Genomic DNA, 24,834 nt, shown 5'->3' on the forward strand with positions numbered 1-24,834 from the left:
CGCCTATTTACTGGTAAGTTTCGCTCAACATTTAGGGAAAAAAGGCTGGACAGTTCAGCGCTTACTCAGAATAATTCAAGTGAATTTATTTGAAATAAAAACCTTAAAAGCTTTATTTTCACCCGATAAAGTCCCCATCAAACAAGAGGAAGCTTAAATGAGCTTCCTCTTGTAAAAATTGTGGGACAGCAATGGAGCAGATGCTCCTTTTTTTATTTATTCAGAAAACGCTGGAAGTTTCTTAATATTTTTATACTGACAAATAAGGCAGCCAAAGCAAACAGGGCAATTGCAAAGACTGTATATTTGAGGTTGCTCATGTCATTTTGATAAAACTGCTGAATATCTTGTTTGTTATATTCTAAAGCAGTTGCTTTGCCGGTCCGGCTATCTCTGAACTGGATTTTTTCAATATAGAACAGATTTCCCGCTTTGATTAAGTCAACGCTCTGGATTTGTCGGGTATGCGATTGATTGTCTTCATCGCTACATAAAGCGCTGTAATGCTCACAATTGATTTTGGCCACATAACCATTTCCTGCAATCAGAATAAAAATGGCATTATCTGGTCGCTGGTTATTGGACACCAATACATACTGCTCGCCGGCTGTACTTTTTAAGGGAATGCTGGTGGCTTGCTGATAATGCTGTTCTGCTTGCAGAATTTCCTGAATTTTAGCAAAGCAGGTAAAACATAAGGACAACGTGATCAGAAAAATCACGCTGGCAAAACAGAGACGAAAAATGGTTTTGACAGTTTGATGCATGGGAGAAAAATTCAAAATAGAATGATGGGAAAGCAAAAGCCGAGTGCTGATCTGTATGTTAAATCATCATTCGAAAATACTGAAAAGAAACTTAACTCAATTCGATAAAAAAGCGGACTAAACTTGTTTTGCCAGAATACCTTGCTATTCAAATCTCTATTTTAACAACGCCTCTCGGCGCATAGTGCTCCATATCGCCCGATTTTAGGAAACCGAATGGGAAATTTCTTTTTTCTTCAGCTACTCACGGTGGTCTTTGCTCTGTCTATTGCCACGACCATGTTTAATAAGCGCGTTTTAGGCTTTCCGCAAGCGATCGGTGTCCCTATTGTCTCTGCAATCTTTGTTTTCATTTTGCAGTGGGGCGCCAGTTTACTGCATGGTAATCCATTCTTTAGCATCAATATTGACAATATCGAGCAGGCTGTTCGTCACGTCGATTTCTATGATTTTCTGATCAATGGTGTGATCTGTTTTATCCTGACTTCATCTGCGCTGAAGTTTAAGGTCTCAGATTTGCGTAACCACTGGCGGCCGATCAGTATTCTGGCCGGTCTGGCTTTAGTATTCTGTGCCGTGTTCTTTGGCGTGGTGTTATATGGTTATCAGTTCCTGATTGGTAAGCATGTTGACTTGCTGGTTTTGCTGTTACTTGGGGCGGCCTTGGGCGCCACAGATCCGATCGGCATCAAAGGTGTATTGAGTTCGGTTCGCGCACCGCATCATTTGATCGTCAAGCTTGAAGGCGAATCACTGTTTAATGATGCAATGTGTATTGCCTTATTTATGACCTTGCTCAATGTCCTGCAAGGTGAAAACTTTACGGTACTGGCAGTGCTGCAAACCTTGCTTTATGAAATTGTCGTGGCGGTGCTGATTGGTCTCGGATTCGGTTTTGCGATCTTGCGGATTTTGCGCGGCAAACATGAAATGGAATCTCTGATTCTGACCACGGCCTTGCTGGCTTGTGGTTCCTATCTGGTGGCTTTGCTGGCACATGCTTCCGCGCCAATTGCCTGTGTGATTGGTGGCTTGATTGTTGGCAATAAATGGAAAGAAATTCTGGCAGATGCCGAAATTGGTGACGTTAATCATTTCTGGCATACGGTTGAGGGAATTATCAATTCATTCCTGTTTACCCTAATCGGTCTGGAATTGTTTATTCTCGACTTGAGCACCAGTCTGGTTCTGGGCGGGATGGTGGCCTTTGTGATTCTGCATTTGGCTCGTTTTGCAGCCAACTATCTGGCCTTTGCCATGTTCCCAAAAGTCAGCAAGAAAAGCTATAACGGTAGTTTGACCATCCTGTCTTGGGGCGGAGTACGTGGCGGGATTTCTTTGGCCTTAATTCTGGCGGTCGCCAATATTCCTCAGCTGGAAGCCTATAGCAGTATTCTGGTGGGCTATACCTTTATTGTGGTGCTATTATCCGGTGTGGTATGTGGCTTGGGTCTGCCTGCGGTGATGAATGCATTTTATTATAATCCCAATGAAGAAACGCAGGGCTTTAAAGGCTGGTATCAACGTATGTGCCACAAGTTGAACCGTAAGGGCTTTCGCTATATTGTCGGGGAAGATGCCAAAGGAAATGAGACCATCACTATCTTTCAGCCAGAGATTCTGATTGATCAGAAAGATGCAGATGGCGTCGCCACGGTGCATCATCCAGATAAGGTTCAGGAAGTAAAACGCTTAGAAAATCCGGATAATTTCTAAAGTTAAAACTTAGAATCTCAATATGCTATGGATTTGTTGTTAGTGAGCTGAGATCGCTTGGGTTAGCGTATTTCATCAGGCTTGATTATTTTCATCTAGCTTTTTGTGGATAGGTTGAGGTGTGATCTTTTATTTAAATGAGCTATTAATGAGATGAAAATGACCCAGACAAGTTCAGCCAATCAGGAAATGACAGAAATGATTTTGGTTGTGGTCAATCAGATTCCATATGCCAAAGTCGCCACCTACGGACAGATTGCCAGACTGGCAGGTTTACCCAAACATGCGCGATTGGTCGGGCGAGTATTAAGTCATCTAGAATCGGACACTAATATTCCCTGGTATCGGGTGATCAATGCCCAAGCGAAAATCAGTCTGAAGCAACTGGACGAACATGGCCAGAATATTCAGCAGCAAAAACTCATGCAGGAAGGAATTTGTTTTAGAGGTGATCGAGTGGATTTAAAACGCTATCAATGGGATGGTCGAGTAGAGATATAAAAATCCCCACTTGGTGAAAAGTGGGGATTTTAAAGATGATTTAGTTGCGAATCACCATTACTGGAATATCCGCTTGGCCGAGAATGCTTTGCGCTACGCTGCCAAGGAACAGTTTTTTGAAGCCAGTACGGCCATGAGAACCAATCACGATCAGGTCAGAATTTAAATCTTTAGCTGCTTTGACAATCTCGCTATAAATTACCTGACCCTCAAGGAGCTGTGTATCCACTTCAACACCGGCACCAGAGAATTTTGCTTTGGCTTCATCCAGCGTTTTTAGGATGGAAGTGCGGGCACGTTCAATCAGGTCATTGGTTTGTGCCGCAGAGATATATTCCGCAGCGATATAAGGGTCCAGCGCCAGCACCTGAACCACTGTGACTTTACTGTTAAATGCTTTGGCAATTTCTACAGCTTTATCCACTGCAGCATACGATGTTTCTGAACCGTCAACAGGTACTAAAATATGTTCAAAAGGCATTAGAATTCTCCTAAGGGGAATTTAGAGTTATAAAATTATGACGCGTTAAACCGGGTACGAATAGTTGTTTATACTTTGATCATAGCCTGTATTGTATAAAAATAAAACCAAGTAAATACATAGGTATAATGTCTAATAGATTAAAAAATGAAGCACCTGTTTAGAGCTGTTTAATTGGGTGATTTATTTAGCCTAAGTTAATAATTTATATGTAATTAATGTGATAGCCTAAGACAGTGATTAATCACATCGAATAGATGTCGGGTCTAATTTTATTTGCGGTGACAGCTGTTCATAGCGATTTAAAATTGTTTGAGTTTCACCTGCATAAATTTTTTGCTGTAGCTGCTGGATTTTATGTTCTGTCACATGTAAACGCGCACAATGTAATGCAATCTGATTTTCCCGGGTTACCGCCAGTCGTTGAGGCTGCTCATATTCCGGATAGCGCTCGATTTTCTGCTGTGCTCTGCTGAGTTGTGCCAAAGATCGTTTTTGCTGCATGCTCATCAGTTGCTGCTGATTAATCCACTGTGCCACATCACGTCTGACGCCATTATAATCTACGAAAATAGGCGAGATGATCTGGCAGGCACTCAGGCTTGAAAGGCCAATGAGTAAAATAGATATTTTGATTTTATACATTTGATGAATCCTCGAAGAATTAAAGGGTGCTATGAATGCGTGAATTACATACTAAAAAAACCTTTTTTGTTTAAAATTTAAAAGTTTATTTCGTATTTGCATAAAGACTGAACATTTGTGTTTTAAAATGCTTGACGATAGAAGCTGAAATTACGATAATGCGCACACAGTTTACGGCTATGTAGCTCAGTTGGTTAGAGCACCGCACTCATAATGCGGGGGTCACAAGTTCAAGTCTCGTCATAGCCACCATTTTAAAAGACCAAGCTCTCAGCTTGGTCTCTTTTTTTGTCTTTTAAAAAGTACTGCAAACTATAAAAAATATTTGAAGCATCCACTAATTTTTTCAGATTTCTCAAAACATCACTTTTTTAATATTGGGCTAATCTTCATTTTTATTGCCGCATAAAAAAAAATCGCCCAAGCATTCCTTGGGCGATTCTGATTTACATCATTGAGAGCAGAATTTAGCTACCTGCTTTCCAGCCATTTACGATTGGATAACGACGCTCACGGCCATAAGAACGTGAACTGATACGTGGCCCAATGGCACCTTGGCGGCGCTTGTACTCATTGATATCAACCAGACGAATCACTTTCTTCACCACTTCAGCGTCAAAGCCTTTGGCAATGATATCGTCTTGGCTCATGTCTTCTTCAATATACGAATACAAGATCGCATCCAGAATGTCATAAGCAGGCAAAGAGTCTTGATCGACCTGATCCGGACGCAGTTCTGCTGAAGGCGGACGGGTAATCACACGTTCTGGAATCACCGGAGTTTCTGAAATGCTGTTACGATATTTCGCCAGTTCAAACACAATGGTTTTATACACATCTTTCAGAACCGCATAACCACCGACCATATCGCCATACAGGGTGCAATAACCGACAGCTAGTTCAGATTTATTACCGGTTGCCAACACCAGATTACCGAATTTATTAGATAGGGCCATCAATAAGGTGCCACGTGAACGTGCTTGCAGGTTTTCCTCGGTGGCATCGACTGGAACATTACCAAAGAATGGGAACAGCACCTGCATAAAGCCGCTTACCACTGGATTGATTTCGGCAATACCGAAAGTCACGCCCATATTTTTGGCCTGAGCCGCTGCATCTTCGACACTGATTTGTGCGGTGTAAGTATAAGGCATCATCACAGCCTGAACTTTGTCTGCACCAAGCGCATCTACAGCAATCGCCAGAGTCAGGGCAGAGTCAATGCCGCCAGACAGTCCCAGAATCACACCTGGGAAGCCAGAGCGCTGTACATAATCACGTGTGGCCATGACCAGACTTTGATAAATCTCAGCCATGGTGTCTAAGGCAGGTGCAATTGCGCCTTTGCTGAATTGCAGCTGTTCAGCATTAAATTCTGCAATTGCCAGATTTTCCTGGAAAGTTGGTGCCTGTAAAGCCACCTCACCAGATTTGTTGAGCACAAAGCTGGTGCCGTCAAAGATCAGGTCATCCTGACCACCGACCTGGTTGCAGTACACCAGATTGATATTCAGCTGTTTGACCAAGGCCGCCATGGTTTCAATGCGATGTTGTGGTTTACCCACTTCATATGGCGATGCATTCAGTACCAAAGCTGTGTCGATATTTAATTTTGTCAGTTGCTGAACAGTGGCCAAAGACCAGACATCTTCACAGATCAGTACGCCAAATTTATGTCCAAGATACTCAAATACCAGATGCTGATGACCTTCGCCAAAATAACGCTTTTCATCAAATACACCATAGTTTGGCAACACCTGCTTGTTATAAACACCCAGTACTTCGCCATCTTTCATGACAGCAGCCGAGTTATAGCGTTGACCATCTTCAGTTTGATTAACAAAACCAAAGACCATGACAATATCTTTTACTTCAGTCAGTTTTTCAAAAGCCGCTTTGGTGCGTTTCACCAAGCTTGGGCGAATTAATAAGTCTTCTGCAGGATAGCCCAGCGTTGAAAGTTCAGGAAAGATAATCAGATCCGCTTTATCTTTTTTAGCCTGATTGGCCAGATCAATCATTTTTTGCGTATTTGCATCCAGATTGCCCACATGTGGAGAGAATTGAGCAATCGCAATTTTAAAACTTTTCATTCCAAGTAAATCCTATTCCTATAGGTTGATACACTAAATTACTGATTTTTATAATTCTAATTATCCAGTTGAGTGCACTTCGATATTCATAAAATGCCAAATGGCTTAAATAAAAAAACTTTTTATCGCATGATCATTGAACCTTAATGTGCGATGCAAAATAATCATACCGGCTTATTTTATCGAAATTTTATCGATAAGCTAGAGCTGATTTAGCAGAACAGCCATTGAGTGAAAAAGTTATTATCTAAAATTAGAAAATATGCTGATTTTTTATGCATCTATGCGTATATAGATTTAAAGACTGAAGTCGAAATTTAAGTTTTTAAAATATGCCTTATCTATATTGCTTAGAATTAAACTGATTAAATATCATCTGTTTATTGGTGGATTTAAAATAATATTCGGGATTTTTTTTAGAAAAATATCCCGGGCAATATCGCCTTGTTGTTCAATATTGTAGGTCGAAAATGATTTGTTGGGATTAAATTGATATTTGTACGGATTATATTTTCCTAAGCTGAGAAAATAAGCACTTTGTAAAAATGCCCCTTTTAAAAGCACATTGATCCGGCATTGATGTTGATAAATATGTGCCATCTCATGAATAAATAGCGCCTGATAAGATAAACTCTCGCGCGAATAATCTTCCCGATAATTTAAATTGCGTACATGTATATAGCCACTGGGCGCCATAATGACATGTTTGGATTGCCAGGGCAGGTAAGGGTGATTCATGATTTTAACGCGGGAATAATCGATCAGGTTGCCAAATACTTGTTGGGAAATTTTGATTTCACCAGGCGTTAAACTGCGGCACTTAAACTGTTCAAAACGAACCAGTCTCAAGATAAAGGGCAGAAAATACAACAGCATTCAATATATATCCTGTTTTTAGGTGACTTAATCCGTGAATATGATTTTGATATGCTAATTTTAAAACGTTTCAGGTCAATTTTTTGTAGGCTTTTGTCAGCACTAAAAAAACCACCCAGGCGGGTGGTTTTTTTAAGTCTTTCGACGCGGTTCGAATTAACGAACGATATCGCGTTGAACTTCGCCAGTGTAAAGCTGACGAGGACGACCGATCTTGTAAGGACCGCTGTGCATTTCTAACCAGTGGCTGATCCAGCCAACAGTACGTGCAAGCGCGAAGATCACAGTAAACATTTCAGTCGGGATACCAATCGCTTTAAGGATGATACCTGAGTAGAAGTCTACGTTCGGGTAAAGGTTACGCTTGATGAAGTATTCGTCAGAAAGTGCGATACGTTCAAGTTCCATAGCCAATGCAAGCTGTGGATCATTGATGCCAAGTGCACCAAGAACTTCGTCACAAGTTTCTTTCATTACTTTCGCACGTGGATCGAAGTTTTTGTAAACTCGGTGACCGAAGCCCATTAGTTTAACTTCTTTAGTTTTCACTTTTTCCATGAAGCCAGCAACGTTTTCTACAGAGCCGATTTCATCAAGCATCTTAAGAACAGCTTCGTTCGCGCCGCCGTGAGCAGGGCCCCAAAGTGCAGAGATACCCGCAGCGATACATGCATACGGATTAGCACCAGTAGAACCAGCTAAACGTACTGTAGACGTAGACGCATTTTGTTCATGGTCAGCATGCAGAGTGAAGATACGGTCCATTGCTTTTGCAAGGATTGGATCAACTTTGTAATCACGATCTGCAGGCGTAGCAAACATCATGTGCAGGAAGTTTTCTGCATAACCAAGGTCGTTACGTGGGTAAACGAACGGTTGACCGATGGTGTACTTGTAGCTCCAAGCCGCCAGCGTAGGAATCTTCGCGATTAAACGAATCGCAGTGATTTCACGGTGGTTCACATCTTCGATGTCAAGGTTGTTGTGATAGAACGCAGACAACGCACCAACCACACCGACCATGATCGCCATAGGATGCGCATCACGACGGAAACCATTGTAGAAACGGCTAACTTGATCGTGAACCATCGTATGGTTACGTACTTTAGCGTCAAATTCTTCTTTTTGCTCAGCAGTTGGAAGTTCGCCATTTAACAATAAATAGCAAGTTTCCAAGTAATCAGCTTTAGTCGCCAATTGATCGATTGGGTAGCCACGGTGTAAAAGTACACCTTTGTTACCATCGATGAACGTGATTTTAGACTCGCACGCAGCTGTCGCCATAAAACCAGGATCAAAAGTAAAGTGACCTGCAGCCAACACATCTTTAACGTCGATTACATCTGGGCCCAATGTGCCGCTGTAAATTGGTAGTTCAATTTCTTTGCCATCAAGCTGTAAAACGGCTTTCTTGCCAGTTGCTTCAGACATTCAATAGATCTCCTGTCCTGGTGAATGTATATCCGCTTTGTCTATCAATCTTTTAATGCACAAAACGGACGGATCAAAAATTTGCTATAAGATTAGTGAGTACTGAAATTTTGTCAATTATACTTATGGATGAAAAAATGACGGCCGCACAGCGGTTTAGTCACATTCGCTCAGTATAAAAAGTTCAGTAAAATCACAGCATCAAACCTCTATAATAAGTCAAATTGATGCAGAGGTGCAGAAAAAAATAGACTGTCTGGGGCATTTGTAAGCGTTTTTTCGTAGCAAGAAATGCGGGCGAAAATAGTGAGAGATTAAGGTGAATATGCTTAAAACTATATAAATCTCATAACTTACATGGTTTTTACCAAGCTGAATTTCACAGGTAGAATTATAAATAAAAGCAATTAATTGAATTTTGAATTCGGTTTAATTGATTAAAAAGTAGCTTAATAAATGGCCAACTTTGCAGCAAAGGTGGGCAGTATAAAAATAAATGAATGATTTTTTGAATCTAAATACTTCAAATCGATTGAAAAACCCATGGTCTTATTCACTAAGTCGCTATTTAACATCAGGATATCTCGATAAGTGAGCTGCTGTTTAATTCGGGTAATTGGTCTGTTAAATATAGGCGCTTGATTTAAATCTGAATTAGAAAGAGATTTAAATAATATTTGTGATGGAACTGTGCGTCTTTAGTCTAAAACTCAAACATGAACTTGCAGGCTGAAAACCGAGTGAATTGATCATCTTAATTATTTAAAAACAATCATATAGATAGGAATTGAAAGGGCGGAATAATATATTAATCCTGACTTATTATTGTTAATGATTCTTATTTAATGGTTTTTTCTCCAAAAAGCCAAATTCAGCTGTTTGTATTTTAATAGTTCACGTTTTATAATTCAGTGTCGTTTTGATTTTAGGCATGTATTTGCCTGAGAATGCCAGCTTTCCTTCGAATTAATTCCAACAAACTCCGGATGGAGTTTTTACTTACAGGATGCCCGCTGTGAAAAGCAACAGACCTGTCAATTTGTCCATGGGTCAAGTTTTAGAAGTAAACTTAAAATCACCCGTGGCTATTGCATCAATTCTACACCGTCTTTCAGGTGTTATCGTATTCTTACTCGTACCGGTCCTTCTATGGATTTTAGACAAGTCATTGTCTTCGCCTGAAGGTTTTGCGCAAGTTCAAGAAATCTTTAACGGTTTCATTGTTCGCTTTATTGTATGGGTATTTGTCGCCGGCTTGATTTTTCACTTTATTGCGGGTGTTAAGCATTTACTTGCTGACATTGGCGTTGCTGAAGAACTAGAAAGTGGCCGTGTTGCATCTACTATCGCATTAATCTTGTCTGCAATCGGTATTGTTGCAGCATTTGTATGGATCGTACTCTAATGAAAAGCGCTACTGGTTTAACAGGTTCAGGTTCTCGCGATTGGTTTCTCCAACGTGTCAGTGCTGTAGTTCTAGCTGTTTATACCGTTGTTGTACTGGGTTGGATTCTACTGAATGGTGGTTTCAACTTTGAACAGTGGTACGGCTTTATGATGACAGTTCCAATGAAGATCATGTCTTTATTGGCGGTCTTATCTCTTGTGGCACACGCATGGATTGGCATGTGGCAGGTATTCACGGATTATGTGACTACTCGTCAAATGGGTCCTTCAGCTTCAGGTTTACGCCTTGTACTGACTTCAGCAGTAATCATTGCTGTACTTGCATATGCAATCTGGGCGATCCAGATTTTTTGGGCGAATTGATAGGAAACAATCATGGGCGCTATAAACCCTAAAGAAGATTACACAAATATTCCGCATGAAACTTTCGATGCTGTCATCGTTGGTGGTGGTGGTTCAGGTATGCGTGCGTCTTACCAACTTGCTCAAGCTGGTTTGAAAGTTGCGGTTCTGACTAAAGTATTCCCAACTCGTTCGCACACTGTTGCAGCGCAGGGTGGTATTGGTGCATCTCTTGGTAACATGCAAGAAGATAACTGGCACTACCACTTCTATGACACCGTTAAAGGTTCGGACTGGTTAGGTGACCAAGACGCAATCGAGTTCATGACTCGTGAAGCGCCTCAAGTGGTTTATGAACTTGAACACCTAGGTATGCCATTCGACCGTAACGCTGATGGTACAATTTACCAACGTCCATTCGGTGGTCACTCAGCGAACTACGGTGAAAAAGCTGTGCCACGTGCATGTGCTGCTGCCGACCGTACCGGTCACGCACTTCTTCACACGCTTTATCAAAGCAACGTGAAAATGGGCACTCAATTCTTCGTAGAATGGATTGCGCTTGACCTGATCCGTAACGAAAAAGGCGACGTTTTAGGTGTTACAGCAATTGACCAGGAAACTGGTAAAATTGCAGTATTCCAAGCAAAAGCGACTTTATTCGCTACTGGTGGTGCTGGTCGTGTTTATCGCGCATCTACAAACGCTTATATCAACACTGGTGACGGTCTTGGTATGGCGGCTCGTGCAGGTATTCCATTACAAGATATGGAATTCTGGCAATTCCACCCAACGGGTGTTGCTGGCGCAGGCGTATTGTTGACTGAAGGTTGTCGTGGTGAAGGTGCAATCCTTCGTAACAAAGACGGCGAACCGTTCATGGAACGTTATGCTCCAACTTTGAAAGACTTGGCGCCACGTGACTTCGTATCACGTTCTATGGACCAAGAGATCAAAGAAGGTCGTGGTTGTGGGCCTAAGGGCGATTACATCCTGCTTGATATGACGCACTTGGGTGCTGACACAATCATGAAACGTCTTCCATCTGTATTCGAGATTGGCAAGAAATTCGCGAACGTTGACATCACTAAAGAGCCAATTCCTGTAGTACCAACAATCCATTACCAAATGGGTGGTATTCCAACGAATATTCATGGTCAGGTGGTTGTTCCTGAGTCTCCTGAAACTGAAGCGCTTGTTGCTAACTACAATAAAGACACCGACGTTTACTCTACAAATGCCGAAGGTCGTGACTTTGCTAAGCCAGTAAAAGGCTTCTATGCAATCGGTGAATGTTCATGTGTATCTGTACACGGTGCGAACCGTCTAGGTACCAACTCATTGCTTGACTTGGTTGTATTTGGTAAGGCTGCTGGTCAACATATCATTGAATATGTGACTAAACAGCACGATGGCGAATATGAGCCACTTCCAACAACTGTGCTTCAAGAAACTGTTGAACGTATTCGTAAACTTGACGAATCGACTACAGGTGAGAATGCTCAAGACGTTGCTGATGCAATCCGTGACATCGTTCAAGACCACGCTGGTGTATTCCGTACATCTGCGCTTCTAGACGAAGGTGTGAAGCAGATTCTTGCAATTGAACCGCGCGTACGCAATATTCACTTGAAAGACAAATCTAAAGTATTCAACACTGCACGTATTGAAGCACTTGAAGTTGAAAACTTGTATGAAGTTGCGAAAGCAACGCTTATTTCAGCTGCTGCTCGTAAAGAATGCCGTGGTGCACATACGGTTGTAGACTTTGAGGAGTCTCCAGACCATGCTGAATACCCATATGGTCGTCGTGATGATGAGTGGATGAAGCACACTTTATGGTTCTCTGCGGACAACCGTTTAGAGTACAAGCCAGTTCGTTACCGTCCATTGTCGGTTGACGCGATTCCACCTAAACCACGTACATTCTAATCAGGAGAATTCAGATGAGTAGAGGTACTCGTACATTTCATATCTACCGCTACGATCCTGACAAGGATAAAGCACCGTACATGCAAACTTTCAAACTTGAACTGACTGATAAGCACCGTATGTTGCTTGATGCACTTCTTGCATTGAAAGTACAGGACGAAACTTTAACGTTCCGTCGTTCATGTCGTGAAGGTATTTGTGGTTCTGATGGCGTGAACATCAATGGTAAAAATGGTTTGGCGTGTCTTTGGAACCTGAACGATTTACCAAATGAAATTACTGTTCGTCCATTGCCTGGTCTTCCTGTAGTGAAAGATCTGGTGGTTGATATGAACCAGTTCTATGATCAGTACAACAAGATCCATCCATTCTTGATCAACAACCAGCCTGCGCCTCCTAAGGAACGTTTACAGTCTCCTGAAGAGCGTGAGCATCTTGATGGTCTATATGAATGTATTCTATGTGCATGCTGTTCAACTTCATGCCCGTCATTCTGGTGGAACCCGGACAAGTTCTTGGGTCCTTCAGCATTGTTGAATGCTTACCGCTTCATCATTGACTCGCGTGATACTGGAACACAAGAGCGTTTGGCTCGTCTAGACGACCCATTCTCCTTGTTCCGTTGTAAAGGCATCATGAACTGTGTATCTGTATGTCCTAAAGGCTTGAACCCAACGAAAGCAATCGGTCACATCCGTAATATGCTTTTAGATATGGCAGGCTAATAGGCTGCTCTTGGCAGTTTAGAAAAAAGCACACCTTCAGGTGTGCTTTTTTTATGCAAGCTATTGGAAAAATTAAAAAATCATAAGATAAAAATAAAGATACTATACTTAAAATGTATAAAGTTGAGTGAAATAGTGGGGAAGTGGATATTGGCTTTGAGCGCCATATAAGAAGAACATGTGATTATTTTGGGTATTTATGATTTTTAGATGTAAAACTGACCTGAAAAATAGCAAGAACGATGTTATTATATAACGGAAATTTAGGGAGGGAGTGGATTGAAAGGTTTGCTCTCTTTTTATTTATCGGAAATGCTTAGGACTTAAGTCTACATTGAATCTATTTTTGAGATAAAGCACCATATATTAGAGTAAAATATCAGAACTGTATTTAGCCAATTTATGGAAGGTATGTGTCAAAAAAATCAATTGAAAAGTTGAGATCATGTTAGCATTTAGCCCATGACTACGTTTAAAAAATGCCACGCCAGGTACATTTTTTAAACACTGCATAATCAGGGACTGGTATATAAAGGTAGACCCGAGTCGCTTTAGAAAAAATCTTTGTTAATGCTTGCTTTTTTCTAAGTCGATTTGCAAAAAATTGCCCGGTTTCGATCGGGTATTCAATGAGTGATGATGCCGCTGAGGGGCGTTATTGTTCATTAAACATATCAAGATTTTCTTGGTGTGGTGATAACGCCTCATGGCTTATGCCTTATGGGGGACTAGTATCATATTACCAATTTGATGCTAATAATCCTGGGTTTTGCTTAAAAAGCATCCTGAAAATGTTTTTGCAATAGGAAATGGGTCCACAAATGCAAGAAGTTGCTGACGCTCTGCGTCTTGACACTGAACTTTCCGCTGATAGTGCAGCGTATATTGAAGAACTTTATGAGCAGTATCTGACTGCTCCAGACTCAGTGGGTGCTGACTGGAGAGCGTACTTCGATAAATTCCCAAAAGGTGATCAACCACACAGTAATGTACGTGAGCAATTCCTACTTTTAGGTCGCAATTCAAGCCGTATTCAGCCTATTGTTCAGTCGACAGTCAGCTCAGAGCATGAACGTCGTCAAATTGGCGTGCTACAGCTGATTGCTGCGTACCGTAACCGTGGCCACCAGAAAGCAAAACTGGATCCATTAGGTTTGGCGAAGCGTGAAGTTGTGCCTGATCTAGATCTTGCTGCGCATGGTTTGACTCAGTCTGACTTAGACACAGTATTCAATACTGGTAACCTGGCGATCGGTAAAGAAGAAGCGACTTTGGCTGAAATGGTTCAGTCAATGGAAGCCACTTACTGTGGTTCAATCGGTGCTGAATACATGCACATCGTGGACACCAAAGAAAAACGTTGGATTCAACAACGTCTAGAAAGTGCACGCGGTCAATATGGCTTCAATGCTGATCAAAAGAAACATGTCCTTGAGCGTTTAACTGCGGCTGAAGGCCTAGAAAAATATCTTGGTAATAAATTCGTTGGTGCCAAACGTTTCGGCGTTGAAGGTGGTGAAGCATTCATCCCGATGGTCAACGAAATTATTCAGCGTGCAGGTTCTGTAGGCTGTAAAGAAGTTGTGATCGGTATGCCTCACCGCGGCCGTTTAAACCTTCTTGTTAACATCATGGGTAAGAACCCGGCTGACCTGTTTGGTGAGTTCGAAGGTAAATCTATTCACAAGAAAGGTTCTGGTGACGTTAAGTATCACCAAGGCTTCTCTTCAAACGTGATGACTCCAGGTGGCGAAGTTCACTTGGCATTGGCGTTTAACCCGTCACACCTTGAAATCGTTGGCCCTGTGGTTGAAGGTTCAGTACGTGCACGTCAAGTACGTCGTAAAGACATTGGCGGCGATGACGTATTGCCACTAATCGTACACGGTGATGCTGCATTTGCAGGTCAGGGCGTTAACCAGGAAACTTTCCAGATGTCACAAACTCGCGGTTATACCGTGGGTGGTACAGTGCACATTGTAATTAACAACCAGGTTGGTTTCACGACGTCTGATCCACGTGACGCACGTTCTACAGAATACTGTACTGACATCGCAAAAATGATTCAGGCACCGATCTTCCATGTGAATGGTGATGATCCTGAAGCTGTGGTGTTCATTTCACAATTGGCACATGACTTCCGTCATACTTTCCGCAAAGACGTTGTGATTGACATGTTCTGCTACCGTCGTCGTGGTCATAACGAAGCGGATGAGCCAGCTGCAACTCAACCAATGATGTATCAAGTGATTAACAAGAAAGCGACCACGCGTACGCTTTATGCGGATCAGCTGGTACAGCAGGGTGTTCTTGATCGCGCAAGTGCAGATCAAATGGTTGAAAACTATCGTGCAGACCTGGAAGCGGGTAATCATGTTGCCAATGCACTGGTACTTGAACCAAACAAAAAAATGTTTGTGGACTGGACACCTTATTTAGGTCATGAGTACACAGACGAGTGGGATACAACTTTCCCAATCGAACGTCTGAAAGAGCTTGGCAAGAAAATGCGTGAGCTTCCTGAAGGCTTCGTAATGCAGCGTCAAGTTGCAAAAGTGATTGATGACCGTCTGAAAATGCAAACGGGCGAAATGCCACTGAACTGGGGTGCTGCTGAAACTCTGGCGTATGCAACTGTACTAGATGATGGTTACTTGCTTCGTTTAACGGGTGAAGACGTAGGTCGTGGTACTTTCTCACACCGTCATGCAAAACTGCATAACCAGGTAGATGGTTCAACTTATCTTCCACTGTGTAACCTGAAAGAAAACCAGCCGCGTACCGCAATCTATGACTCATTACTGTCAGAGATGGCTGTATTGGCATTTGAATATGGTTATGCGACGACTCTTCCTAAGAGTTTGATCATCTGGGAAGCGCAATTCGGTGACTTCGCAAACTGTGCACAGGTTGTAATTGACCAGTTCATTTCATCTGGTGAAACCAAATGGGAACGTGTATGTGGCTTAACTATGCTTCTTCCACACGGTTTTGAAGGTCAAGGTCCAGAACATTCATCTGCACGTTTGGAACGTTTCTTGCAGCTATGTGCTGAAGACAACATGCAAGTCATCACACCGACCACGCCTGCGCAGATTTTCCACGCATTACGTCGTCAAGCGATTCGTCCAATCCGTAAGCCATTGATTGTTACTTCGCCGAAATCTTTACTTCGTCACAAGCTTGCTGTATCTAGCCTTGAAGAGCTTGCAAACGGTACATTCCAAACCGTGATTGATGAAGTAGACAACATCAACAAGTCAGATGTAACCCGTCTGGTACTGTGTGGTGGTAAGGTGTATTACGACCTAGTTGAAAAACGTCGTGAAAAAGAATTGAACAACACTGCAATTGTACGTATTGAACAATTATATCCATACCCAGAAAAACGCCTGGCAGAAGTGCTTGCGCAATATCCAAACGTTAAAGAACTTGTTTGGGCGCAAGAAGAACCGAAGAACCAAGGCGCTTGGTTGTTCATCGCACCGCGTCTATATGACGACGTGATGAAAGCGGGTAAACAAGTACGTATTAGCTATGCAGGCCGTGAAGCTTCTGCTGCACCGGCATGTGGTTCACCATATTTGCATGCAAAACAACAAGCTCAGCTCATCAACGACGCGCTTGCGATCGACGCTGAATAATCCAGGAGATTCTAAGTAATGGCAACCGAAATTAAAGCACCGGTATTCCCAGAGTCAGTTGCGGACGGTACGATCGCAACTTGGCACAAACAACCAGGTGAAGCAGTGTCACGTGATGAAGTGATCTGCGATATTGAGACTGATAAAGTTGTTTTAGAAGTTGTTGCTCCTGCAGACGGTACACTTGCATCTATTATTAAAGGTGAAGGCGATACTGTTCTTTCAGCTGAAGTCATTGCACAGTTTGAAGAAGGTGCTGTTTCTGGCGCTACGCAAACTCAAGCAGTTCAGTCTGAAGAGAAAGTTGAACAAGCTGCTGCGCAAACTGAAGCGGGTAATGCACCGATCGTTGAACGTCAACAAGTACAGGATCAGGCTCCAGCAGTGCGTAAAGCATTGACTGAATCTGGTGTTGCAGCTGCTGACGTTGCAGGTACAGGCCGTGGCGGTCGCATCACGAAAGAAGATGTGGCAAATCATCAAGCGAAACCGGCAGCACCTGCAGCGCAACCTTTAAGCGTTGCAGTGGGCGAGCGTATCGAAAAACGTGTTCCTATGACTCGTCTTCGTAAGCGTGTTGCTGAACGTTTACTTGCAGCGACTCAAGAAACTGCAATGTTGACCACGTTCAACGAAGTGAACATGAAACCAATCATGGAAATGCGTGCTCAATACAAAGATGCATTCGAGAAGCGTCATGGTGCGCGTCTTGGCTTCATGTCATTCTTCGTTAAAGCAGCGACTGAAGCACTTAAACGTTACCCAGCGGTAAATGCTTCAATTGATGGCGATGACATTGTTTATCACGGTTACTACGACATCGGTGTTGCAGTTTCATCTGAGCGTGGTTTAGTGGTTCCTGTACTTCGTGATACAGACCGCATGAACTATGCTGAAGTTGAAAACGGCATCCGTGCATATGCTGGCAAGGCACGTGACGGTAAACTGGGTATCGAAGATATGACTGGCGGTACATTCACCATTACTAATGGTGGTACTTTCGGTTCATTGCTTTCTACACCAATTCTAAATACGCCACAAACTGCGATTCTGGGTATGCACAAAATCCAGGAACGTCCGATGGCGGTGAATGGTCAAGTAGAAATCTTGCCAATGATGTACCTTGCACTATCTTATGACCACCGTTTAATCGATGGTAAAGAAGCAGTCGGTTTCCTTGTAACAATCAAAGAATTGTTAGAAGAGCCAGCACGTCTGATCCTTGATCTGTAATTTATTCATTAAAAATCTCCCCTAACCCCTCTTAAAAAAGAGGGGAAGATCCCTCTTTGGAAAAGGGGGATTAAAGGGGGGTTAATTGGAGATAAACATGTCTCAATTCGATTTAGTCGTAATTGGTGGTGGCCCGGGCGGCTACGAAGCAGCAATTCGTGCAGCTCAACTTGGTTACAAAGTTGCGTGTATTGAAAAACGTATTCATAAAGGTAAACCATCTTTAGGCGGTACTTGTTTAAACGTGGGTTGTATCCCGTCTAAAGCTTTACTTGATTCTTCACATCGTTATGAAGATACCGTTCAGCATCTAGATGACCATGGTATTACGACCGGTGAAGTGAAGTTTGATCTTGCTAAAATGCTGGCTCGTAAAGACAAAGTTGTAGATCAATTGACTGGCGGTATTGATCAATTACTTAAAGGTAATGGCATCGAGTGGTTAAAAGGTACGGGTAAACTGCTTGCAGGTAAAAAAGTAGAATTTGTTTCTCACGAAGGTGAAACTCAAGTTTTAGAGCCTAAGTACGTGATTCTTGCGACGGGTTCTGTGCCTGTAAATATTCCAGTGGCTCCTGTAGATCAAGACTTAATCGTTGATTCTACTGGCGCACTTGAATTCCCAGAAGTACCTAAGCGTTTAGGTGTGATTGGTGCTGGTGTAATCGGCCTTGAGCTTGGTTCAGTATGGCGTCGTTTAGGTGCAGAAGTTGTTGTATTTGAAGCAATGGATGCATTCTTGCCAATGGCTGATAAAGCATTGGCAAAAGACTTCCAAAAACTGTTAACTAAGCAAGGTATGGATATCCGTATCGGTGCAAAAGTTGCCGGTACTGAAATCAACGGTCGTGAAGTAACGGTTAAATATAACCAAGCTGGTGAAGACAAAACTGAAACTTTCGATAAATTGATCGTTTGTGTAGGTCGTCGCGCATACGCTGAAGGTTTATTGGCTGAAGATTCAGGCATTAAGTTGACTGAACGTGGTTTGGTTGAAGTCAACGATTGGTGTGCAACTTCGGTTGAGGGTGTATACGCGATTGGTGACTTGGTACGTGGTCCAATGCTTGCGCATAAAGCAATGGAAGAAGGCGTAATGGCAGTGGAACGTATTCACGGTCATGCTGCACAAGTGAACTATGACACCATTATTTCTGTAATTTATACACACCCAGAAGCGGCGTGGGTAGGTTTAACAGAACAGCAAGCGGCTGAAAAAGGTCATGAAGTTAAAACGGGTCAATTCGGTTTTGCTGTGAATGGTCGTGCTTTAGCTGCGGGTGAAGGTGCTGGTTTCGTTAAGTTTGTTGCTGATGCAAAAACTGACCGTCTTCTAGGTATGCACGTGATTGGACCTGCTGCGTCTGACATCGTACACCAAGGTATGATCGCGCTTGAGTTTGTATCTTCAGTTGAAGATCTACAGTTGATGACTTTCGGTCACCCGACATTCTCTGAAGTGGTACATGAAGCTGCACTTGCGGTTGATGGTCGTGCGATTCACGCGATCCAACGTAAGCGTAAGTAATTCGAAAAAAGAGCGACTTAGGTCGCTCTTTTTACATTTCATGGTTGTTTTTATTGGAACAATCATCTAAAAATAAAGATAACGATTTTAAGAAATGCTGGTACTGCTTTGACGGACGTCTGGGTGCTGGTGGGTTATAACAAGGCAAAGAAGTAATAAAAGGTTATTCAATGAATTTACATGAGTATCAAGCAAAAGCGCTATTAAAAAAATATGGTATGCCTGTACAGGAAGGGATACTTGCCACCAATGCCGATGAAACGGTGCATGCTTTTGAGCAGCTGGGTGGAAAGTTCGCAGTATTGAAAGCACAGGTGCATGCGGGTGGCCGGGGTAAGGCTGGTGGGGTAAAAGTGGTGAAATCGGCTGGCGAGGCTGCTGAATATGCCAACCAGATTATTGGTTCACGCTTAGTGACTTATCAGACGGATGCCAATGGTCAGCCGGTCAATAGCATTTTAGTTTCTGAGGATGTCTATCCGGTTGAGCGCGAGCTGTACTTAGGTGCTGTTGTAGATCGCTCGACTCGCCGCATCACTTTTATGGCATCGACTGAAGGCGGTGTTGAAATTGAGAAAGTGGCCGAAGAGACCCCTGAAAAAATTATTAAAGTTGAAGTTGATCCTTTAGTCGGTCTAATGCCATTTCAGGCGCGTGAAGTTGCTTTTGCACTTAAACTCAAAGATGGACAAATCAATCAGTTTGTTAAAGTCATGACGGCTGCTTATCAGGCATTTGTAGACAATGATTTTGCACTTTTCGAAATCAATCCATTGTCTGTGCGTGAAAACGGCGACATTCTGTGTGTCGATGCCAAAATCGGAATTGATTCGAATGCACTGTACCGTTTGCCTGAAGTGGCGGCATTGCGTGATAAGTCTCAAGAAAATGAACGTGAGTTAAAAGCCTCTGAGTTTGATCTGAACTATGTGGCACTTGAGGGTAACATTGGTTGTATGGTCAATGGTGCCGGTCTTGCCATGGCAACCATGGATATTATCAAGCTTTATGGCGGTCAACCAGCCAACTTCCTGGATGTGGGTGGTGGGGCAACCAAAGAGCGCGTGATTGAAGCTTTTAAAATTATCCTGGCAGATACTTCTGTTCAAGGTGTATTAATCAATATTTTTGGTGGAATTGTACGTTGTGACATGATTGCTGAAGCAATTATTGCAGCGGTTCAGGAAGTAAATGTGACCGTTCCTGTGGTTGTTCGCCTCGAAGGCAACAATGCGGAACTGGGTGCAAAATTACTGGATGAATCAGGTTTGAAGTTGATTTCTGCACACGGTCTTGCTGACGCTGCAGAAAAAATCGTTGCTGCTGTAAAAGCTTAAAGGGGTATTGATCATGAGCGTATTAGTTAATAAAGACACTAAAGTATTGGTACAGGGCTTTACAGGCAAAAACGGCACATTCCATTCTGAACAGGCTTTGGCCTACGGCACTAAAGTCGTGGGTGGTGTAACCCCGGGTAAAGGTGGTCAAACCCATCTAGAATTGCCTGTATTTAATACCATGCGTGAAGCAGTGAAAGAAACAGGTGCAGATGCTTCAGTGATTTATGTTCCGGCACCCTTTGTACTGGACTCTATTGTTGAAGCGGTTGATTCTGGCATTGAGTTAATTGTGGTGATCACTGAAGGCGTACCGACCATCGACATGCTCAAAGCCAAGCGTTATCTGGAAACCAATGGTAATGGCACACGTCTGATTGGACCAAACTGTCCGGGTATTATTACGCCGGGTGAGTGTAAAATCGGGATCATGCCGGGGCATATTCATCAACCGGGTAAAATCGGGATCATTTCGCGTTCAGGCACACTGACTTATGAGGCTGTGGCGCAAACTACAAAACTCGGTTTAGGTCAGTCGACCTGTATCGGTATTGGTGGAGACCCAATTCCGGGCATGAACCAGATTGATTGCTTGAAATTGTTCCAGGAAGATCCGCAGACTGAAGCCATCATCATGATTGGTGAGATTGGTGGTACGGCGGAAGAAGAAGCAGCTGAATATATTCAATCGAATGTGACCAAGCCTGTCGTAGGTTATATTGCGGGTGTAACTGCACCTAAAGGTAAACGTATGGGGCATGCGGGTGCGATTATTTCAGGTGGTAAGGGTACAGCAGAAGAAAAGTTTGCTGCCTTTGAGCGTGCGGGTATGGCCTATACGCGTAGTCCTGCCGAACTTGGTTCAACCATGCTGCAAGTACTAAAAGATAAAGGTTTGGTTTGATATTCACATTAGACCTTCAAATAAAAAAGCTCCCATCTGGGAGCTTTTTTATATCTCATTCTATTTTCAGGTTTTAGCTTTAAGGCTCTGAGTCATGCCATTAATATCTCCACCCTGAATACCAAGCTCACTCATCAGACTGTCAATAAGCGGTGCCTGGCTACGATAACGCAGGGCACTATTCACCACCTGATCTGACAGGGCAACATTGCTACCTTCATGATGTGCATCCGCCTGACAGGCACCGGCATGACCGCCATGTAGTCCATTGACTTGAAGAATCTTGATATCATCAATATTTTCCATTGGCTTGACACTTTCCCGGATAATTTCAGGCAAGTATTTCAGCATGGCCAGACGAATCTGCATTTCGACCTGTTCAGGTGACAGGACGTTATTGGCTTCATTGACCGCACGCGTACCTTCAGCATCGACCTGATACTGTTTTTCCATTGCTTGAGCCAGTAGGATTTTTGCATCCGCTTCACCCTTGGCTTTGAGACGGACCTTTTCAGCTTCAGCTTCAGCAGCAATGCGTACGGCTTCTGCATCGTCTGCTGCCGCCTGTTTGCCGGCTTCGGCAGCAACTGTAATTGCAATCGCATCTTTTTCAGCGTGTTCTTTGGCTGCGACCAGCTCAACTGCCTTTTGACGCTCTGCCTGCTGGATTTGACGTACGGTGATGACTTCTTCTTCCGCTTTTACCGCTTGTGCACGCGCCTGATCGGCTTGGGCTTTAGCTTCAGATTCAGCACGTGATTTTTCCGCAATGGCAATGGCGCGATCCTGTTCAGCCAGTTCAATGGTTTTCTTTTGTTCGACTTGTGCTTTTTGAATCAGCTGGGCCTTTTGAATATTTTCATTTTCGACATCACGGGCGGCCAAAATACGCTTGAGTTCGACTTCTCGTTCAGCGGCAATTTGTGCTTCTTCTGCTTCACGTTTTTTGCCGGCTTCCTGAGCGGCAATTTCAGCCAGTTGCTCGGCACGGCGAATGGCAATTTCGCGTTCCTGTTGCAGCTTGGCATATTCTTCTTCACGAATGATTTGCAGGCGCGCCTGTTCTGCTTCCAGATTTTTAGTTTTGATCGCCAGGTCGGTATCCTGCTCGATATGATTTCGCTTGCGACGACGATCTTCAATGGTTTCAGTGAGCTTGGTCAGGCCTTCAGCATCAAAGGCATTTTGTGGATTGAAATATTTAAATCCAGTTTGATCCAGGCCAGTCAGGGAAACGGTTTCCAGTTCCAGACCATTTTTATGCAAATCTTCTGAAACCACTTGCTGTACTTTTTGTACAAAGTCGACCCGTTTTTCATGCAGTTCTTCCATGGCCATTTCTGCTGCTACTGCACGCAGTGAATCGACAAATTTGCCTTCGACCAGATTTTTTAATTCATTCGGTGACATGGTCTTTTGCCCGAGCGTTTGTGCGGCTGTTGCAATTGAATCAGCAGTAGGTTTGACCCGCACATAGAATTCGGCCATGACGTCCACGCGCATACGGTCACGGGTAATCAGTGCCTGATCATCTGCACGGCGCACTTCAAGACGCAGAGTGTTCATATTGACTTGAATAATTTCATGCAAGACTGGGAGCACGATTGCGCCTCCGCCCAAAATCACTTTTTCACCACCCCAACCGGTACGCACAAAGGAGATTTCTTTACTGGAGCGGCGGTATAGGCGCGCAATGATGAGACCGAAGGTCACCAGTGCTGCAAAAATAATTCCAGAAATAATTAAAATATTATATAAATCAAAAGTTAACATTGTTATAAAGTCTCAGTTTGGTTCTGGCTGAATAAAATTAGAGTGCAGTGGCTTGAAAGCCATTTTTGGTTTTATGGGTCAGTACGACATTCTGACCTTGATTTAAAATTTGATTGGTTTCTGGTTCGACTAAAACATAATGGGTCTGGCCATGCTGATCCCGGACTTTGGCTTGTGCAGGAGAGTTGACTTTGGCATCACCCAGAATAATGATTGCGGTACGCCCAATAAGCTCGTCACTATAAATGGCAGAAGTTTCATCTTGAGGCATAAGCTTGCTGGCAGCCATGGCAAGCCAGCGCACTATCGGCATACACAGAAACAGACAGGCTGGGGAAATTAGCCATACATTGAAGAGCTGGCTGGTCAGGCGCTCAAATATTCCCTGAATCAATAAACCACTCAAACCATAACTGGTCAGAAAAATAATCAGCCAGATAAATAAAGGCAGTCGCCCCAGATATAACCAGTCAAATACTTTGCTGAAAACACTCGAAGACTGATCCGGATTTATTTCCGGTAGGGGATCTTCAGGTAAAAACTGTTCGAAGATATGCTGAGAGCCGCCGCCGAGCAGCAATAGAATACATTCTAGAGCAGCAAACATCAGCATTAGGCTCAGGCTAATACTAAATACGATATTTGATGGGTGCGTAAACAGTTCCCACATTTTTTTATCTCTATAATTATGTTTTTAGGAAAAGTGTCTGAAAGTTTTTATTGATATAACGATAACAGTAATTGTTGATTTTGTATGCAAAAAAATAACAAAAAACCTTATAAACAAGGATTGAATATATTGATTATTTAATAATTATTGAACTATTAAAATTAATAATAAACTATAAGTTAACTGGATATTTGAGCAAGTGATGTCATAGCGGCAATAGGAATTCTGAATAGCATAGCATTCTGTCTGTGCGTACCGGAGAAAGATATAGAGATACATCGAACTGAGTATCTCTAAATTTTTTTGTTCAAGCCTAAAGCAGGGCAGTCTGAATCCGGACTTTCATATCTAAAGTCTGTTGCAGAATATAGTGTTGCATCCATTTAACCTGTTCACCCATAGGATTGACCTTGACTGCAGTATTCAGGAAATCGAGATCAGGCTGCTTAAAAAGCTGCTGTTGCAAGGTTTGCTCCAAAATCTGGCTGTTGGTCGTCAAAGGTAATGCCACCAGATAGAACGCTTTAGGATAATTATAAAAGGCATATAATAAGTTAAAGGCTTTTTGATCACCTTTGAGGTTGCCAGCACCGATTTCGTAAGCTGCGTTCTGGTTGCTATAAGTAACGCCGACTAGAAATTCCCAATGACCTTCTTGCAAACGCAGACCAAACTGTAATCCGATTTGATCCGCGGTCAGCTCGTGTTGCAGATAGATATTTGGTGGTGTTTCAAAAAGTATGCTGAAAAAAACAATATGGCTTTTGATAAAATAGAGGTATGAAAATAACGCTACAAATCAAATGTCCTACCTGTCTAAGTAACAATA

General features: G+C 42.8%; 19 protein-coding genes, 1 tRNA gene and 2 pseudogenes. 13 read left to right on the forward strand and 9 right to left on the reverse strand.

Going from position 1 to position 24,834, the window contains the following annotated elements; translation table 11 throughout:
- A pseudogene (locus WFH18_RS11965) lies at window positions 1–157 on the forward strand (IS4 family transposase); the annotation flags it as partial.
- A 55-nt stretch (window positions 158–212) separates the two neighbouring features.
- Here WFH18_RS11965 and WFH18_RS11970 read toward each other — a convergent pair.
- Window positions 213–767 (reverse strand): hypothetical protein, encoded by a 555-nt coding sequence (locus WFH18_RS11970; RefSeq protein ID WP_004279422.1) that lies wholly within the window; start codon window positions 765–767, stop codon window positions 213–215.
- A gap of 216 nt (window positions 768–983) precedes the next feature.
- Here WFH18_RS11970 and WFH18_RS11975 point away from each other — a divergent pair, with 216 nt between their 5' ends.
- Together WFH18_RS11975 and WFH18_RS11980 are read left to right on the forward strand one after the other, a co-directional pair.
- Window positions 984–2,483 carry a cation:proton antiporter gene (locus tag WFH18_RS11975; RefSeq protein ID WP_004279423.1) on the forward strand — a complete coding sequence of 500 codons (1,500 nt, stop codon included), beginning with the start codon at window positions 984–986 and terminating at the stop codon, window positions 2,481–2,483.
- Window positions 2,484–2,642: 159 nt separating this feature from the next.
- Window positions 2,643–2,984, forward strand: a complete 342-nt coding sequence (locus WFH18_RS11980; RefSeq protein WP_004279424.1) for an MGMT family protein — start codon at window positions 2,643–2,645, stop codon at window positions 2,982–2,984.
- Between the two features lie 40 nt (window positions 2,985–3,024).
- On the opposite strand, the gene WFH18_RS11985 is transcribed toward WFH18_RS11980, so the two are convergent.
- Together WFH18_RS11985 and WFH18_RS11990 are read right to left on the reverse strand one after the other, a co-directional pair.
- Window positions 3,025–3,465 (reverse strand): universal stress protein, encoded by a 441-nt coding sequence (locus WFH18_RS11985; protein WP_004279425.1) that lies wholly within the window; start codon window positions 3,463–3,465, stop codon window positions 3,025–3,027.
- A gap of 240 nt (window positions 3,466–3,705) precedes the next feature.
- The gene (locus WFH18_RS11990; RefSeq protein ID WP_121980332.1) at window positions 3,706–4,110 is read right to left on the reverse strand and encodes a hypothetical protein; all 405 of its coding nucleotides are present in this window, start codon (window positions 4,108–4,110) and stop codon (window positions 3,706–3,708) included.
- 175 nt (window positions 4,111–4,285) lie between these two features.
- Between WFH18_RS11990 and WFH18_RS11995 the strand changes: the two genes are divergently transcribed.
- Window positions 4,286–4,362 (forward strand) — tRNA-Met (locus WFH18_RS11995).
- 215 nt (window positions 4,363–4,577) lie between these two features.
- On the opposite strand, the gene WFH18_RS12000 is transcribed toward WFH18_RS11995, so the two are convergent.
- From WFH18_RS12000 to gltA, 3 genes are all read right to left on the reverse strand, one after another.
- Entirely contained in the window at window positions 4,578–6,203 is a 1,626-nt protein-coding gene (locus WFH18_RS12000; protein WP_121980333.1) for an NAD+ synthase, read from the reverse strand.
- Between the two features lie 372 nt (window positions 6,204–6,575).
- Entirely contained in the window at window positions 6,576–7,079 is a 504-nt protein-coding gene (locus WFH18_RS12005) for a hypothetical protein (protein ID WP_121980427.1), read from the reverse strand.
- A gap of 156 nt (window positions 7,080–7,235) precedes the next feature.
- On the reverse strand, window positions 7,236–8,510 hold the full coding sequence (gene gltA / locus WFH18_RS12010; RefSeq protein ID WP_121980428.1) for a citrate synthase: 1,275 nt from the start codon (window positions 8,508–8,510) through the stop codon (window positions 7,236–7,238).
- Between the two features lie 1,006 nt (window positions 8,511–9,516).
- Here gltA and sdhC point away from each other — a divergent pair.
- The 9 genes from sdhC to sucD all read left to right on the forward strand — a co-directional run bounded on the left by sdhC (window position 9,517) and on the right by sucD (window position 21,562).
- A complete protein-coding gene (sdhC, locus tag WFH18_RS12015) occupies window positions 9,517–9,915 on the forward strand; it encodes a succinate dehydrogenase, cytochrome b556 subunit (RefSeq protein WP_085064488.1) in 399 nt (132 codons plus the stop codon).
- The gene (sdhD, locus tag WFH18_RS12020; protein ID WP_004279431.1) at window positions 9,915–10,280 is read left to right on the forward strand and encodes a succinate dehydrogenase, hydrophobic membrane anchor protein; all 366 of its coding nucleotides are present in this window, start codon (window positions 9,915–9,917) and stop codon (window positions 10,278–10,280) included. The genes sdhC and sdhD overlap by 1 nt, the downstream gene beginning before the upstream one ends.
- A gap of 12 nt (window positions 10,281–10,292) precedes the next feature.
- A complete protein-coding gene (locus tag WFH18_RS12025; RefSeq protein WP_004279432.1) occupies window positions 10,293–12,191 on the forward strand; it encodes an FAD-binding protein in 1,899 nt (632 codons plus the stop codon).
- A gap of 14 nt (window positions 12,192–12,205) precedes the next feature.
- The gene (locus tag WFH18_RS12030; RefSeq protein ID WP_004279433.1) at window positions 12,206–12,916 is read left to right on the forward strand and encodes a succinate dehydrogenase iron-sulfur subunit; all 711 of its coding nucleotides are present in this window, start codon (window positions 12,206–12,208) and stop codon (window positions 12,914–12,916) included.
- A gap of 821 nt (window positions 12,917–13,737) precedes the next feature.
- Window positions 13,738–16,560 (forward strand): 2-oxoglutarate dehydrogenase E1 component, encoded by a 2,823-nt coding sequence (locus WFH18_RS12035; protein WP_004279434.1) that lies wholly within the window; start codon window positions 13,738–13,740, stop codon window positions 16,558–16,560.
- 18 nt (window positions 16,561–16,578) lie between these two features.
- Complete coding sequence (odhB, locus tag WFH18_RS12040) at window positions 16,579–17,793, forward strand: 2-oxoglutarate dehydrogenase complex dihydrolipoyllysine-residue succinyltransferase (protein WP_004279435.1); 1,215 nt, start codon at window positions 16,579–16,581, stop codon at window positions 17,791–17,793.
- 97 nt (window positions 17,794–17,890) lie between these two features.
- Window positions 17,891–19,321, forward strand: a complete 1,431-nt coding sequence (gene lpdA / locus WFH18_RS12045; RefSeq protein WP_121980221.1) for a dihydrolipoyl dehydrogenase — start codon at window positions 17,891–17,893, stop codon at window positions 19,319–19,321.
- A gap of 170 nt (window positions 19,322–19,491) precedes the next feature.
- Window positions 19,492–20,658, forward strand: coding sequence for an ADP-forming succinate--CoA ligase subunit beta (sucC, locus tag WFH18_RS12050; protein WP_121980222.1), 1,167 nt, complete (start codon window positions 19,492–19,494; stop codon window positions 20,656–20,658).
- 13 nt (window positions 20,659–20,671) lie between these two features.
- A complete protein-coding gene (sucD, locus tag WFH18_RS12055) occupies window positions 20,672–21,562 on the forward strand; it encodes a succinate--CoA ligase subunit alpha (RefSeq protein ID WP_004646291.1) in 891 nt (296 codons plus the stop codon).
- A gap of 66 nt (window positions 21,563–21,628) precedes the next feature.
- On the opposite strand, the gene WFH18_RS12060 is transcribed toward sucD, so the two are convergent.
- The 3 genes and pseudogenes from WFH18_RS12060 to WFH18_RS12070 all read right to left on the reverse strand — a co-directional run.
- Window positions 21,629–23,335 (reverse strand): flotillin family protein, encoded by a 1,707-nt coding sequence (locus WFH18_RS12060; RefSeq protein ID WP_121980163.1) that lies wholly within the window; start codon window positions 23,333–23,335, stop codon window positions 21,629–21,631.
- 37 nt (window positions 23,336–23,372) lie between these two features.
- Window positions 23,373–24,005 carry a YqiJ family protein gene (locus WFH18_RS12065; RefSeq protein WP_121980162.1) on the reverse strand — a complete coding sequence of 211 codons (633 nt, stop codon included), beginning with the start codon at window positions 24,003–24,005 and terminating at the stop codon, window positions 23,373–23,375.
- A 313-nt stretch (window positions 24,006–24,318) separates the two neighbouring features.
- Window positions 24,319–24,732: pseudogene (locus WFH18_RS12070) on the reverse strand (hypothetical protein); the annotation flags it as partial.
- Window positions 24,733–24,834: the final 102 nt, after the last annotated feature.

This window comes from Acinetobacter sp. USHLN143, assembly GCF_037145695.1.
In the GTDB taxonomy this organism is placed as follows: domain Bacteria; phylum Pseudomonadota; class Gammaproteobacteria; order Pseudomonadales; family Moraxellaceae; genus Acinetobacter; species Acinetobacter fasciculus.

Bases quoted from the DNA above. Each gene is read 5' to 3' on its own strand.
- WFH18_RS11970 (WP_004279422.1), bottom strand. From the start codon at position 767: ATGCATCAAACTGTCAAAACCATTTTTCGTCTCTGTTTTGCCAGCGTG.
- WFH18_RS11975 (WP_004279423.1), top strand. From the start codon at position 984: ATGGGAAATTTCTTTTTTCTTCAGCTACTCACGGTGGTCTTTGCTCTG.
- WFH18_RS11980 (WP_004279424.1), top strand. From the start codon at position 2,643: ATGACCCAGACAAGTTCAGCCAATCAGGAAATGACAGAAATGATTTTG.
- WFH18_RS11985 (WP_004279425.1), bottom strand. From the start codon at position 3,465: ATGCCTTTTGAACATATTTTAGTACCTGTTGACGGTTCAGAAACATCG.
- WFH18_RS11990 (WP_121980332.1), bottom strand. From the start codon at position 4,110: ATGTATAAAATCAAAATATCTATTTTACTCATTGGCCTTTCAAGCCTG.
- WFH18_RS12000 (WP_121980333.1), bottom strand. From the start codon at position 6,203: ATGAAAAGTTTTAAAATTGCGATTGCTCAATTCTCTCCACATGTGGGC.
- WFH18_RS12005 (WP_121980427.1), bottom strand. From the start codon at position 7,079: ATGCTGTTGTATTTTCTGCCCTTTATCTTGAGACTGGTTCGTTTTGAA.
- gltA (WP_121980428.1), bottom strand. From the start codon at position 8,510: ATGTCTGAAGCAACTGGCAAGAAAGCCGTTTTACAGCTTGATGGCAAA.
- sdhC (WP_085064488.1), top strand. From the start codon at position 9,517: ATGCCCGCTGTGAAAAGCAACAGACCTGTCAATTTGTCCATGGGTCAA.
- sdhD (WP_004279431.1), top strand. From the start codon at position 9,915: ATGAAAAGCGCTACTGGTTTAACAGGTTCAGGTTCTCGCGATTGGTTT.
- WFH18_RS12025 (WP_004279432.1), top strand. From the start codon at position 10,293: ATGGGCGCTATAAACCCTAAAGAAGATTACACAAATATTCCGCATGAA.
- WFH18_RS12030 (WP_004279433.1), top strand. From the start codon at position 12,206: ATGAGTAGAGGTACTCGTACATTTCATATCTACCGCTACGATCCTGAC.
- WFH18_RS12035 (WP_004279434.1), top strand. From the start codon at position 13,738: ATGCAAGAAGTTGCTGACGCTCTGCGTCTTGACACTGAACTTTCCGCT.
- odhB (WP_004279435.1), top strand. From the start codon at position 16,579: ATGGCAACCGAAATTAAAGCACCGGTATTCCCAGAGTCAGTTGCGGAC.
- lpdA (WP_121980221.1), top strand. From the start codon at position 17,891: ATGTCTCAATTCGATTTAGTCGTAATTGGTGGTGGCCCGGGCGGCTAC.
- sucC (WP_121980222.1), top strand. From the start codon at position 19,492: ATGAATTTACATGAGTATCAAGCAAAAGCGCTATTAAAAAAATATGGT.
- sucD (WP_004646291.1), top strand. From the start codon at position 20,672: ATGAGCGTATTAGTTAATAAAGACACTAAAGTATTGGTACAGGGCTTT.
- WFH18_RS12060 (WP_121980163.1), bottom strand. From the start codon at position 23,335: ATGTTAACTTTTGATTTATATAATATTTTAATTATTTCTGGAATTATT.
- WFH18_RS12065 (WP_121980162.1), bottom strand. From the start codon at position 24,005: ATGTGGGAACTGTTTACGCACCCATCAAATATCGTATTTAGTATTAGC.